The following is a 14,314-nucleotide window of genomic DNA, read 5'->3' on the forward strand; positions in this document are numbered from 1 at the left end:
GGCATTTTTATTACCACCTAGATGTACCAAGTCTTAACATGCCCTGAGGGCCAATCTCATCTTGTTGGTTTTAAGAAACAGATGCTTAAAGCCGTGCTGTGGAAAATGAGTAAAAGACAAAGAAGAGAAAGCGAATAAGTCTCAAGATTCCTTCATTTGGTGTCCACTTTTAGTATGAACTCCAGCTATTCTATGTTCTGCTGTACGTTTAGGAAGTAGGAAAGAAAGGAAAATTTTTCATGACCATAATCCTGTACCTGTTTTATATCCTTAGCGGCTATTTGGATGCACTTTGCAATCATGCTTATGCGATCCCTGTTTCCGTTGCTATCATTTTCAAAATATAATTTCCGAAATCTTTCGATAATATAGTCTTCATTATTGTAGAAGAAATCAAAAGTTTCAAGTAAGATTTTCCGCCTATCTTCTTTAGAAAATTTTGCTATGAATGCTGCTAACTCATCGTTGAGGCCTGCGTACTGTGATGGGGACTTTGGAAGATTTGCTTTTAAAATAGCCATTTTTAAAAGTTCCAATGATGCCGATAGTTCTTTTTTCAAGTCGAGTTCATAGACGGGCTGAATCTTTGCAAACTCTTTCTCAAAGTAATCATAGACACCTTCCATTGAAGAATCAGGAGCATTACTTAGGTTTATGCCAAACGACCGTGCTTCTTGCATTAGTTCCTTCGGCTGAAGCTCCTTGATATCTAAATCTATTTTTTTTTCAGTGACAATCTTCTGGCTGTATGACTGCATAACCTCAGGGCCATTGTATGTATCTGTTAGCACGACATAGTATTGGAAGGTACTGAATAATTCAACGTAGCAGATTAAATGTTTGTCATGCTCACTGTATGACTGCGTATATAAATGCAAGGTATGCGATGGATAATTTCGCTCAATTATATTTCTATTATATTCAAGGAGATGATCGATTGCGGTTACGGGAACAAAAGGATGTAGGTTATTAGAGAAGATGAGTTTCTTTGCTGTTATATCCAAGGTTTTAATAAGCTGATCTTTCGGAACTCCATGCATGTAAGCAAATTCAGTCGCAATCTTGATAAAACCCATTTTCCATTTATCATTAAAATCTTTGACATCCTTGCTAAAGGATATCCAAACATGCTCGCTTTGAGAAAATTCATAAATTTCATCAATCCGATAGTGCTGTTTGTGTGCTTCTTCAAGCTCTTTATTTACCGATTTTCGAAAATTATCAATGATATCCTTTGGGCAATATATAGTAACCTTTTCCTCTGCATCATTAATCTCTCTGCTTGGGCGTAGGGGGACAGGAGTCTTGCTGACGTACTTTACTTGCTTATTGGATCCGATGTGAGTGCCTTGCAATCTGGTATTGGCTTTAGCATTCCTATCTTTTGCCAAATCATTGATTCTAGCAGTGAAAGGCAGAAAAAGTTTTGTAAAATCAATGTCTATTTCGGTGTTAAGTATGCCGCCACAGGCTTCACATAAAATGGTGCTGGATTTTAATCTCCCACCAATGGCGTTCTGAATGATATGTTCTTTATGTTTGTATTTTTTTGATGGATCCAGTGCAATGCCTAAATTAGGCTTATTATGCATGGGTTCATCACAAAGTAGGCAGATATCCATCGTCTAAAATTAAAAGGAAATACAAAATTAATATATTATCTTATTATAGACCGTTAGAAAGATGCTTCAAGATTAGCTGAAGAGACAAAACTTGAAGAATAAAAGCATCAACCTTATCGCTTTCTGATTTTATTTTATATTTGGTATTCATTGCGATTAGAAAATACTAAGAGTTTTTCTGTAGCCGTAATTCTAAGTATAATAAAGATGACCCTACCTTACTTCAAAAAGAAATCTTCCGGAATCCTGTGGACAATTGTATTTATATCTTTGATATTTTTTTTCAGAGACGTTGTAAATGGTTGTCTTAACGCCCTCGTTGTAAAAGGAATTATTTCCCATTTTGAGAATACAATCTTTAACGGCATATTGCTAGTAGCCTTTGCACTTTGCCTTTCATTGTTGCTTATTCTGTTTGCAAGCAAAATGCTTGTAAGACAAATTGCTGTCCTGGCAGTTGGATTGTACGCCTTGACAATTTCTAGTGGTTTCTGGACATTCTATTCCCTTAGTTTTTTTCCGCATCTTAGGATATGGGATATTATTGTTTTTGCGTTATCATTTCCTTCCGTTATCAGTATTTTTCCTCAAAAGAAGAAGGAAACGCAACATTCCGATAAAGGATTCATAGAGGATAAACCAATTCAAGGGGAAGAAGAAGACAGTTTTAATAGACGTGGGCTGGCCAAGGATATTGCCAAAAGAATAAACAATACATCTAACAGCAGGTCATTTGCTATAGGTATACTTGGCGAATATGGTAGTGGTAAAACATCATTCATTAATCTGATAGGATCACAGCTTGATGTGAACACTACATCTTTTATGGAGTTCAATCCCTGGAGTGTCGAAGGAAAATCGAATATACAGGAAGACTTTTTCGATATCCTATCCACTAGGTTATATAAGATTGATCCAAAGATATCCGGCCTTATACTCGACTATTCCAGGAAGCTTGCACGATCAGAATCCTCACTTGCAAGAGTTATTAAGCAGACAGGCCTTCTGACTAGCCTTTTTCATGACACAAATTATGTCGAAGATTATCAAGTTATTAATGAATTGCTTGAGAATTCGGGAAAGAAAATTGTAGTAGCAATAGATGATCTCGATCGATTGTATAATGATGAGATACTGGAAGTCCTTCGCATAATCCGGAACACAGGTAATTTTACCAATATATTTTATCTCGTTGCTTATGACAGGGGCTATGTTGACAAGGCCGTGGCTACCCTGAATACTAATGTGGGCAGCGGCTTCCTAGATAAAATAATACAATTGGAGATCCCCTTACCTAAGAGGGAAACAGAAAGCCTTCAATCTATACTTGAAGGGCACTTAGCACTATTCTTAAATCAAGAGGAACTTCAGGTCTACAAGGAGCATATAATCGCCACTGGTTTTCATCACGACTATGAATATACTTATACTAAGATATTCCGACAGTCCCGTGATGTTATAAAATTCATTAATGGTTTCAAGATTACACATGAGAAGCTCAAGGATGAGGTCTTTTTTGAAAGCCTTTTTGTACTGGAGTTATTAAAATTCAGATTTCCTATCGTATATGACCGGTTGTACGAGAATAAAAAGGAGTTTATAAGTAACCAGGCTTATGCGAATTTGCATGCCCAATATTACGAGCTGGACAAGTATACAGATGAAGAGGAAAACAAGATTACCATTATACGCACCTTGCGTGGAGAGGAAAGGTATACGGAGGAAGAGCTGGGGCTGATTGCCGGGCTGCTACACCATATGTTCTTCCCTTTTGAAAGGATAAAGAATGCCAAGAATTCAATAATTTACCCGATGTTCTTTGAACGCTATTTCCGATACCGTCTGGCAGGCAAGGAACTATCGGAGAAAGCCTTTGTTGCAGCGTTGACTGGAGGATTGGCTGGAATGCGCAAGTTTATTGATGTACACGAGGAGCGCAATATGCTACGGCAGGTCGGGGCACGTATCATCCAGCTTAAAGTTTCGAGCAGGGAGCAGTTTGAATTGCAGGTGAATACTCTATGCTACCTCGGGCCGAAATTTGCTGAACAGGAAGGATTACGGTCATTTCCCTTTGACTCGCTCATTGGCCTGTTCTGGAATTATTCCTATAATCCGCATATTGCATATTACAGTGATGAGCCTGAAGCATTCAGGGCGGTGGCAGAGGCCGTGTTTGATGGCGCATCATTTCCGTACCTGTTCCAGAATGAGTTGGTATACCACATAAAACAGGACGGAAGGCCCTTCGCTCTTTCAAATGAGCAGCTGACTGATATCCAAATAGGATTTTTCAGAAGGCATCTTGAAAGGGATGGATTGTCCCAGGATGCGGTATATATCTTTTATTGGACCTCACAGGAAAAATTCGAGCCTCTTACTGATGACGCGTCAAGGGGCCATAAGTACTGGCATATAGAGGACAAGATGGCGGAAGAGATCAAGACTATTTTACCTGAACATGATCCGATCCATTTTTTAAAGATGAGTATCGAGGCAGATTCCAGGGACAAATCATACTACACCATCAGCCGCACAATACTCAAAATATTTGCAGATCCAATAGAGCTGAGGAATGCAGTAGCCGATAATAGATTTCTTGAACAGGAAGCCAAATTGGAGTTTCTTGAATTTTTTGACGCATGTAAAAGCAATGATTTCGCTAAATTTACCGAGTACAATTTTAAGAGCGAACTTGGTGAGAAACTAAAGACCAGTATACCTCTTTATGTTTAAAAAACAGTACCAATGTGGAACTCCTTTAACACTTATGACCTTAGTCCAGAAGACGCTTTTGAAACAATGAACAACCAATTGTTTCAAAGGTACCTTCAGGCCAATTATTCAGACATGCTTATTAATTTCAGGGTCATAAATGGCTCCGGGGGAGACGGGGGCATTGAGGCGTATGGTCTGCTAAAGGATGATTCGATTGTGGCGGTACAATCCAAATGGTTCCTGAATAATCTTGAAGAGCTGCAGATAGGCCAGATCAGGAAGTCTGTCCATACAGCCATGGGACTTAGGCCTACAATAAAAAAATACATTATCTGCATTCCAAGGAACATAAACTCCCTCAAGATAGGTAAGGGCAAGAAGCCAATAAAAGATTCCGAGGAATTCAGGATCAATAATCTTACAAAAGATCTCTGTGGGCATTACCCTGATTTGGAGCTCACATGGTGGTTCGATCATGAACTCAGGGCAGAAATTCAAAAGCCCGAAAATGAGGGTGTTCACAAATATTGGTTCGAAAGGGAGATTTTCTTTTTCAGTATGCTGACAGAAAGATTCCAGATGCAGAAGACCAACAGCTGGCTTAAGGAAAGATACGTGCCCAATCTTAACAGCAGCGGACTTATACAGACCCAGGTCAGCAAGCAGATATTTTCAGCACTTTTCAGAAAAGAAGTATTTGCAACAGCAAGCAAACTTCACGATGAGATATTTGAATTTGAATCCCTGCTCGATCCGCTGGTTAGGCACTCTGGGAGTCGAAATTATTATAACCTTGTAATTAGCGTTTCGGATTCTCTAAAATACGTTCTTGCCTATCTGGATCAGATTAAATTGATGGCAGTCAGGGCTGTTGAAGGCACTTTGGATATGTCTTTCCACAACCAAGACATCTACGAAACCATTGACGAGTTAAGACAGTCGTTAATGGACAGTATCCCCACCAACCTAGAAAAGCCAACGTATGACAAGCTCGTGCTGCAGCTCGATATCCTGCAGTCTGATTTACTGTCTGGTTTTGAGAAGCTCTGTGCAGAATTGGAAACTGTGCCCTGCTGTATTATCTACGGGAGGGCAGGGACAGGAAAGACTCATGGGTTGGCTTTCGGGGTTGAGGAATCTCTGAATTCCGGAGCTCCCGCCATTTTAATACGTGCCTATGGGGCCGACTCCAAAGGGTGGGAATCGCTGCTAAGTTCAGAGCTGGGGCTACCCAACTGGAATCTTAATGAGATGCTCTCAGCATTGGAAACCTTGGCACATAGGAATGATGTGAGGAAGTCCAGTCAAAATGAGGTTGGCATAGAGCCTGGATTTGAGCTTTCCAAGGTTTTGATTTGTATTGATGGCCTTGAGGAAGACATAACCAATTGGGATAATTGGTATGACAGGATCTGTGAGGTAGAGGAGATTTCAAAGAAATTTCCCAGATTAAGGATAGTATTTAGTGCACGAGATTACTTTTACAATAACAGCAAGATTCCTGAGGATGATTATTTGAATGAACTTACTTTACCAAGGGAAGGAGATGTGGCTATCTTTGAAGTACTGCCAAAATATCTTAATGAATATGGCATATCGATTCCAAACTTGGATTCGTTCAGGGGGCTTGATAGTCTTTTCGCTTTGCGACTGTTTTGTGAAGAATATAAAGGCAAAACGATAACAGAAGGGGACAGTTTTGAAACCGCAACGGGAACTCTCCTGAATCTTAAGCTGAATCGATTGAATAAAGAATTCCTCCAGCTGGTTAAAAAGAAAACTTTGGATGTGCATCCTGTCATTGATGCCCTGCTGCTAATTTCAGAGCTGTTCTATAGCTCTCCGGAAATGTCCCATAAGTTCATAAAACAAGGAATTACGCCCGATCTGCAACATTATTTGGATAATTCTGAAATCGAGCTGCTGCTGCAATTCCTATCCGAAAATGGTATCATGACGCGATTTGAAAGATCGGAATCGAAAGGCATGATAAAAAAGTATGAGAAATACTATACTATTACCTACCAGTCCATCCTGGAGATTGTGCTTTCCGATAATATCACCGAAGCAATTATCAATGAAGGCCTGGAGGAATTCCCGGAGATTGTCTTTCAAAATTTAGCCTTGCCTGTTGACATGAATCCTATCGAATTTCGACGGAAATACAATAAGACCCCAAGCCAGCAGCTGATCCAGAATGTTGTCAATTCAATATTTTTGAGGACGGGAAAATTGATAGGGTTGGATGGATATTTGGAAAAAGGATTCAGCGGGCAAGAAATATTTGAGATGCAATTGGAAGCCCTGGCGACGGCCCCGTACGGGCTGGCAAAGAAGTTCGAACAATGGATCAATGAAATGTTTATGAACGACTATGACAAGAGGTTTATCATCCTAAAGTCATTGGTCTACCCATTGGCCAACAGGACGGACACCCCTTTTAATGCGCTTTATTTGCATGATATCCTATATAATATTCCCGACGCATTCAGCCGTGATAAATTGTGGTCAGGCTTGGACAGCTATGAAAAAACAGTCTGCAAGGTCAAGTCTTCGTGGACTTTGAGCAGTGTCCTGAGTCCCTATCTCAGGCTTGATGAATTTGAAAAGCATGATGGAAGGCCACTTATGTATGCCTGGGGATTGTCTACGCTGGACCAAAAACTAAGAGGAGATCTTCGCACTAAGCTTGCACAGTGGGCAGTACTGGTTCCGCATGAGTTCATCAAATTACTGGATAAGCTTTTTGGCTGCAATGACCCTCAGATTCAGGAGGACCTTGCCGCTGTAATGCTTGGCATTTCCGGCAGATGCAAAGATAAGGAAGCCATCGGGGAACTTGCCAATTGGAGCTTGGAGAATATTTTTGAAAACAAACTCGTCTACCGCAATGCTATAGTGAGATATGGCTTTAATGCCATTGTGGAAAAAGCCTTCCAAATGCGATTGATTGACAAGTACGAAGTAGCCAAAGCAAGGCCCTGTAAGTTGGACGAATTTGTATACCTTCCCCTTGAGCTGTACTACCTTAAAAATCCAAGCGAGAGTTTTTATCCTATAGTGCATGACCTTGCCTGGTATGTGATTAGGGATGTGTATGACAAGTTTCTTACCTATGAGATAGGCTATGGCAAAGACGGGATGACCAGCGAAACTGAGGCATTTATCAGGAAATATGAGTCAGAGCAGGGTAATGAGTTTCAGATAGGATGCAGAGAATGGGCAATGGCTGCAGCACTTGCATATATTAAAGCATTAGGATTTGATCGTATCAAGGGAAGTGGATATACAGATGCGAGGAAGGGAAGCAAGAGTAAAAAATTTACCTATGAGGAAAAATATACATGGCTTGCGGTAAATTTTCTGAAAGGATACCTGGCAGATTACCTGCCATATACTGATTATGATGACAAATTTTGGATCAAAGATTATTCGGTCATTATAGAAATCCACAATCCAGGGGAAGATTTTGACAACGACTTTGAGAACAGGGTGGACAGCTATTTCAATCCACCCAAATGGATGATCAGGGAAGTGCTCGCTCCAGAGCTGCCAGATGATAAGGACATAGCTGAATCAGTTCAGGTGGCCGTGGACAATGAGCCGATATTAAACTTTAAGGATTGGATATATTATGACAGGTCGGATTTTGATTTTCTGACAGATGAACGACCTGGATCAGTACTGTATAACTATACAGGATTGTACAATTCAACTAAGACTATACAGTCCTCAATTGAGATACACTGCTGCTTTATTAAAAAGAGCGACTTTGAAGCCTTCAGAGAAGACCTATCAAAGAATTTTAATGAGAAAAAGTTACGTGATGACCTGCAATTCCATGCCAGCCCTAAAACAGATATTTATTCGAATCCGTCCGATATTGTATGGATGGATTGGATCGGGGAGGAGGGAAGCAGAAGGCACTTTACGGATAGCATCACATTTCATGTTTCTCTTGCGAAGATAATAAGAAGAAATGTGGAAGGAGAGGAAACGGTCTATCTGCCCTCCAAACAGGCTAGAAAGACATTGGGAATAGTGGCATTGGAGGGAAGCAACTATCTAGACAAGAAAAATTCAACAGTTGGAATCACCCACAAGGTCAATACGGATGTTTTCGGCGAATCTCAAAATCTTCTGATTGTTGATGATAGTATATGGGCGTCAAACCTAAAGAAAAAAGGACTTGTGCGCTTCTGGTTCGCGATGACTATTATAAATACAAATCCCAACAATGATGAAATTGAATCTGTCCCATTCTGCCAGAAAGTGAGGAAATATCTGATATGGGAAGAAGAGGGAATTCTAAAGTCTATTAAATTTTGGGATAAGGTATACAGCAATGAGTAGCAGGATCTAAAGGGGCAGAAGTGCTGTGTGTTGTTCTTGTAGCAACATTATTTAAGCGCTTTCTCCATTTCATTCTTCCATTTGGCAAATCCTGTCAACGGATCTGAGTAATCATGATAGATGCGACTAAAATTTTCTTCCTTTTTCGATATATAATCAGTCTTTCCAAGCACTTTAATATCTCTAACGGTATCATCAATTTTTTTCAACTCAGTTTTCAAGGCGTTAATGTCTCTTTCTATTTTCCAGACATAGGTTGCTTCCTCAGTATTCAGGGTTTCCCACACAATCTGGAATTTACTTTCTCCCTGTATCAGAAAAAGAAAAGAGAAAGGCCTGATTATGAACCTCAGCCTCATTATAGAAAAGGAGTGCCTTTCAGATAGAAATCGTAAATGTCTGTAGTGTTTTGTATTGGATACTTTTAGCAGGTCTTCGAGGAGTGATTTTTCGTCTTGAAAAAAAATCTCAGCTTTCACTTTATTTTCGGTGAGAACATCAAATAGGTCATCGATAGTCAAAAGTGTTTTCTGTGTTTCGTCTTCAAAGTTTTTATTTGTGATAGTATTGACCAGTTCCAACTTTACGCATTCAATAATCGAATCGTCTATCCGATTGAGATCTGCGGAGTTAACCTGTATGCTTTCAATTTCCTGATTAATGATGCTTACATTAATATCAAATTGAAATTTCTTTGCCTTCAGAACGTTTCCGAAATAATTTTTTATCGCATCAAACTCTTCTCGGATATGTTCATTCTTTACCCTGAACTCTACAGGTTTTGGGAGAACACCAATTTTTTTTTCAAATGAAACATAACCGGATCCGAAATGTAAATTATCCAATGGAATGGAAACCACTTCTCTAAAGTTTTTAGGAATCAGTTCATATCTGGTATTGGTACTCCCTGTTTTGGAGGGAGAAAAAACGGATACTTGTTTACCTGTTTTTAGTGTCTGTAATAATGCCAGTGTATTTATATCACGGAAGCCAATTTTTTCTACTTTCGCTAACTCGTTTTCACAAGTGATCTGATATTCAGAAAATGGCTGTCTTGATGCGTTATAGGACAAAATTTCAACAAAAATCCTTTTACTATCGGAATCATAGCCTAGAACCCTAATCTTCCAGGAAGCGACAGAGATAGATTGTTTGGAGATATCGGGCAATTCAAGCTGAGCAAGAGGCAAAAAAATCCTTTCAGTTAGATATGCCTTCTTGTTTTCGAAATTAATTATAAATTCTGTTCCTATCATATGTAAGTATTTTGGGATGACGCATCATTTAATATTGCCCATTATTGCATATTTCATTTCATGAAAAACCATCAACTCAGGCCATTTTACTTTTAACTTATGGACTTATTTTCAAGCAAATATACTTTTATAAATTATTTTTTTATCCCTTAAATGATATTATTTGGACATAATATTCTGGTAGTAAATAGCGTTCCTCGACTTTAACGCTTTTAAAGCAAAGTGTTCGTTTTGAACGTTTAGCATGCTGTTACTATGGAACAAACTTTTAAGGACAGCACAGACCTCGCCCTATCTCTTTATAGTTTGACTTTCGCTAGTTCTTTTTTCAAACCTTATAGTTCTGCTTATTTTTAGTATTACGAACGATTTTAGTACTCCGTTTTTGCATTCAACATTTTTAACGCACTAAAGCTCCTTCATTTCATGTCCACTTTTTAGTATGAACTCCACTTCTTGACTGCCAAAGGAAGTGATGAGCTTAGCACTGCGGTCAAAAATGTGAGTGGTTATACCGGGTTCTAACCATGAATAATGAATACACGCCATCTATCATTTGTCACATCACCATTAGAAGTAAAGAATTTTGGATACATCAATAACACAATTTCTTGGATGTCGATACCGCAACCATTTCTTTCCCTGGCGTAAACTTCATATATACCACTTTTTAAAGACGCTTACATATTTCAATATACTAATAAAAAAATCCAGATTAAAAATCTACTCAATAACTAAATTAAGACTGAATTCTAATAATAATTTGAATGGAAATCAAGTCAAAATAGATTATAATAGATTGGTACACTCAAGTATATAAATGCCAAATTTTAAATGCTTTAATTCATCCTTATAAATACAAAGGATATCTTCAATCTCGCCAGGAGTCAGATTAAGATTTCTGATCACTGGCGGAAATTCATCCACTTCAATAAGATTCCTACCTTTTAGGGGACCAAAAATGTATCTGGCTCCCACATCAGTGCCTGCATGCAGGTAAACTTTAGTCGGATAAAATTTTAAATATTCCCCAATCCTTATTGAGGTATCATATACCGTTAATTTCCCAATTTTTCTAAAACGATATTTAGACACTATTGCAAAAATTTCGTCAAAGGACTGGGCCTTCGAGAATTCTGCTTCAGCATGGGATAGTATGACACCGAATTCATTCAGAACACTCCTGCCCACACGCCTTTGGTGATTGTGGATCTTCCCATAAACATCGACAGCCCCAGCGGCTACCATTATTGCGGAAGATAGATTTTCTTGCATCGCACAATGGAGAATATGCCTATCGGGGTTAGCTTTCCTCCAGACCTTGTATTTTCTTACTATAATTTCGAGCCTCTCTAATTTAGCCATTTAGGATAGGTATTATTTTTTATCCACCTGATCTGTTCCACTGTCATAAATAAGTACGGTAAGTTTTTGAGGGGAATCATCGAAATTGAAAGGCTTTAATACCTCGAAAATATTATAACCAGAGACACTATTCTCATACGTTATCAGTTCATTTATCTTTTCATTTTCGATTTGAGGCGTGATATCTATGGCTTTAACTTTCGCCTTGCTGACACCGATTTTAAAGTTAAAATCAGGAAATGAGTCGCTAGGACTGACGACCTTAAAGGTGATAAGCTTTTTCTTGGCTGATGGTGTTACGACCAAGTCCTCGATAAGTAATTTTCGATCTAATATCCCTAACCAATGCCGGAAACCGTTTCTTAATATTTCGTAATCTTGTTTCTCGTCTATTAGCCAGGCGAGATCTTCATAAAAACCTTTCAGTAGTGTAAAAAAATCTTTGATATAGGATGAACTGACAATCTTAACAGTTTCTGTGTCCTTATCATAAGACAAGGAACTATTTTTTTTCTTTATTATCTGTGACGCCTCTTTATCGGGAATGACAGATAAAGTATGCACAACTTTATTTCTAAAGACCTGGATATCTTTTAATTTACTGATGTGAGGCTCTAAAGCTTCTATATTGATTTCGACAACAAGATCAAGATAATTTAGGACAGAATTTAGGTAGTCCTTCTTGCTGAAATGGCCCAGCTTAATTTTTTTTAAAAACAGGTCGGCTGCAACGGTAGCAATGCTGTTAAGTCTGCTCTCATTTAAGGAATATAGTGCAATCATTATAGATTTGCTATACAGGTCGAGAAAATCCATGTATTCCTTCTCAACTTCTTCAGTAGCATCAATATGGTTATAGTGGACAGCTTCTACTCCAGATCGATGCATGGCATACTGGTGAGTGTCATCATCGGTGCTATCACCAACAATCTCGTCATATTCTCGGTCGGCATCATCTTTTATTTTTTTATAGTTAGCGTCAATCTTTGCTTTTTCATGATTCCACTCCTTGATATATGAATTGATGGTCAAAGAGTACTGACGTTCATATATTTCGATCTGGTTTTTTATTTCCTTGAAAAGATCTTCAAATTTGTTTGAAGTTTTGTTATTAGTAACTCGGTAGAAGGTGTATTGAAAATTATTCATATTAATTTGCTTTATTAGCTATAATAGAAGGGAAATATAAAAAAAAAATATAACATGATAACTAAATATTTCGTACCCTCCAAAAACTGCTTGGATTTTTGAAGGTAATGAATACCGATTTCCTATTTTTATAAACAAAAACGTTGTCATGAGCCTGCCATTATCGACCTCTTTGAATATCGCCCCTCTGGCATCTGCCTTTAATAGCACGTCTGCCACTTATAAATTTTACTGGCTTCTTTCCATCATCGAATCTGTTGAGGAGGGAAAATCGAATATAGAAAAGCGGGAGCTTTTCGCTAAGATGCTGGCAAACTCATGGTATACGGTAAATTATTTCCATATTTCATTTGGCAACCAGGATTTGATCCAACAGGCAATAAAAACGATAGCCACAGCAGAAGCTATACCAATAAATATTAGGAAAGACCAGCTAATGAATGTTCTTTTAACCGGCCAAAACAGGGAGACAATTTCCCTATTGAGGCATTTTGATAAGAATGTTCCCCACTGGTTCCTGACCCCCTGGATCTGCAAAAGCAAGGGAGAAAACTATACGCAATACAGGAACAGAATTTATAGAGAATCCCAGCGTTTCCATAACCAGGTTTTATATGCATTGCATGCAGACCACATTGAAATCAATCCAATCTGGATGGATTATGTAAAGAATAATGCGAGGATTCTTAAAGATTACTGTTACTGGAACCTTTCCAACTTTTTACAGGTCCGTAATCCCAATGTTTCGGATATTCCAGGAAAGCTAATCAAGCCTCCGTTCAGAGGGTCGCTTGTAAATCAAAGGAAGAACTACTGGGATATTGTTTTTAAGGAACTAGGAACAGTCCAATGTATTTATACCGATAGTAAATTAAGCATAACCAAATATGCCCTGGATCACTTCGTGCCCCATGCCTTTGTATCGCATGACCTTATCTGGAATCTGGCCCCAATTGATGTAATATATAATTCAATAAAGAGCGATAAGCTTCCAATTATGGATCTGCATTTTGATAAGTTTTATAATCTGCAGAAGACTGCATTTGAGATTGTTTCAGAGGTCAGTCCAAAATCAAAACTTCTGGAGGAATATGTGTACTTGTTTAACAAACAACAAAGTGAACCTAAATTTAATTATGATCAGTTGAAGGATGCCATCTCTCCTTTAATTTCGATTGCTGCGAATAACGGTTTCCAATTTTATACGGATTGATTGAAAGGATACAACACAGTATATCAGGATCAAATGAGTTGGCTTACAAAACTTTCATTTTAGCCGCTTCTTCAAGTTAATATTTACCTTATCCACGTTTAGATCCTTCCTTATCAATTTGATAATATTTCGTAGGCTTTTCTCCAGCTTATCATGTGAATTGATTGTCAGCAAGGAATTTCCATTAAAGGCCGAAGTAATAAAATGCCTTGATTCAAGACCAAATTCAATCAATTCGCGGTAAACTTTATCAGGCAATATCGGAATCGATTCAAAAATAACTTCCTGAAATTTTGTTACCTGATCATAATAGATACCGCATTCCTTTTTAAGATGTTTGGTCCATTCTTTCTTTGTCCCATCATGATCCTGTAAGTCTTCTACAAGGTCGAAAAATGATTCGAAGAGGTTGTTAGCATGAAGTGACAGTTCCCTATAGGCAGCTATTTTTTCCTGAAAAACTAAATCCTGGTTTGATTTACTGCGTTCTCTCCGATAACTTAGAAAAGTTATTGCAAATGCACAAATCGAAATTAACGTTGCAAATAAGGCTATGATGTCAGATGATGTCATAGAATCTCCTAGAGTAGGCGGTAGCGTAACAACAGGTTTAACCAAATCTTCTGTATTCATCATGT

The 14,314-nt window shown here is 38.3% G+C and carries 8 protein-coding genes; 3 read left to right on the plus strand and 5 right to left on the minus strand.

From position 1 onward, the window contains the following. Nucleotides 1-185: 185 nt before the first annotated feature. A complete protein-coding gene (locus tag B3394_RS00600; RefSeq protein WP_286911861.1) occupies nt 186-1,622 on the minus strand; it encodes an HNH endonuclease in 1,437 nt (478 codons plus the stop codon). A gap of 207 nt (nt 1,623-1,829) precedes the next feature. Between B3394_RS00600 and B3394_RS00605 the strand changes: the two genes are divergently transcribed. Together B3394_RS00605 and B3394_RS00610 are read left to right on the plus strand one after the other, a co-directional pair. Further along, nucleotides 1,830-4,358, plus strand: coding sequence for a KAP family P-loop NTPase fold protein (locus B3394_RS00605; RefSeq protein WP_286911863.1), 2,529 nt, complete (start codon nt 1,830-1,832; stop codon nt 4,356-4,358). 12 nt (nt 4,359-4,370) lie between these two features. Further along, the gene (locus tag B3394_RS00610) at nt 4,371-8,693 is read left to right on the plus strand and encodes a hypothetical protein (protein WP_286911866.1); all 4,323 of its coding nucleotides are present in this window, start codon (nt 4,371-4,373) and stop codon (nt 8,691-8,693) included. Nucleotides 8,694-8,740: 47 nt separating this feature from the next. Here B3394_RS00610 and B3394_RS00615 read toward each other — a convergent pair whose 3' ends face one another. The 3 genes from B3394_RS00615 to B3394_RS00625 form a co-directional block, all read right to left on the minus strand. Beyond that, nucleotides 8,741-9,949 carry a hypothetical protein gene (locus B3394_RS00615; protein ID WP_286911869.1) on the minus strand — a complete coding sequence of 403 codons (1,209 nt, stop codon included), beginning with the start codon at nt 9,947-9,949 and terminating at the stop codon, nt 8,741-8,743. A 789-nt stretch (nt 9,950-10,738) separates the two neighbouring features. Continuing rightward, complete coding sequence (locus B3394_RS00620) at nt 10,739-11,314, minus strand: hypothetical protein (RefSeq protein ID WP_286911871.1); 576 nt, start codon at nt 11,312-11,314, stop codon at nt 10,739-10,741. Between the two features lie 12 nt (nt 11,315-11,326). Next, the gene (locus B3394_RS00625) at nt 11,327-12,463 is read right to left on the minus strand and encodes a hypothetical protein (RefSeq protein ID WP_286911872.1); all 1,137 of its coding nucleotides are present in this window, start codon (nt 12,461-12,463) and stop codon (nt 11,327-11,329) included. A gap of 148 nt (nt 12,464-12,611) precedes the next feature. Between B3394_RS00625 and B3394_RS00630 the strand changes: the two genes are divergently transcribed. Further along, the gene (locus tag B3394_RS00630) at nt 12,612-13,676 is read left to right on the plus strand and encodes an HNH endonuclease domain-containing protein (protein ID WP_286911873.1); all 1,065 of its coding nucleotides are present in this window, start codon (nt 12,612-12,614) and stop codon (nt 13,674-13,676) included. Between the two features lie 54 nt (nt 13,677-13,730). Here the strand turns inward: B3394_RS00630 and B3394_RS00635 are convergent, their stop codons facing one another. Continuing rightward, on the minus strand, nt 13,731-14,312 hold the full coding sequence (locus B3394_RS00635) for a hypothetical protein (protein WP_286911878.1): 582 nt from the start codon (nt 14,310-14,312) through the stop codon (nt 13,731-13,733). Nucleotides 14,313-14,314: the final 2 nt, after the last annotated feature.

Origin of the sequence: Flavobacterium sp. UBA4197, assembly GCF_002379575.1 — a bacterium.
Lineage (GTDB): Bacteria > Bacteroidota > Bacteroidia > Flavobacteriales > Flavobacteriaceae > Flavobacterium > Flavobacterium inviolabile.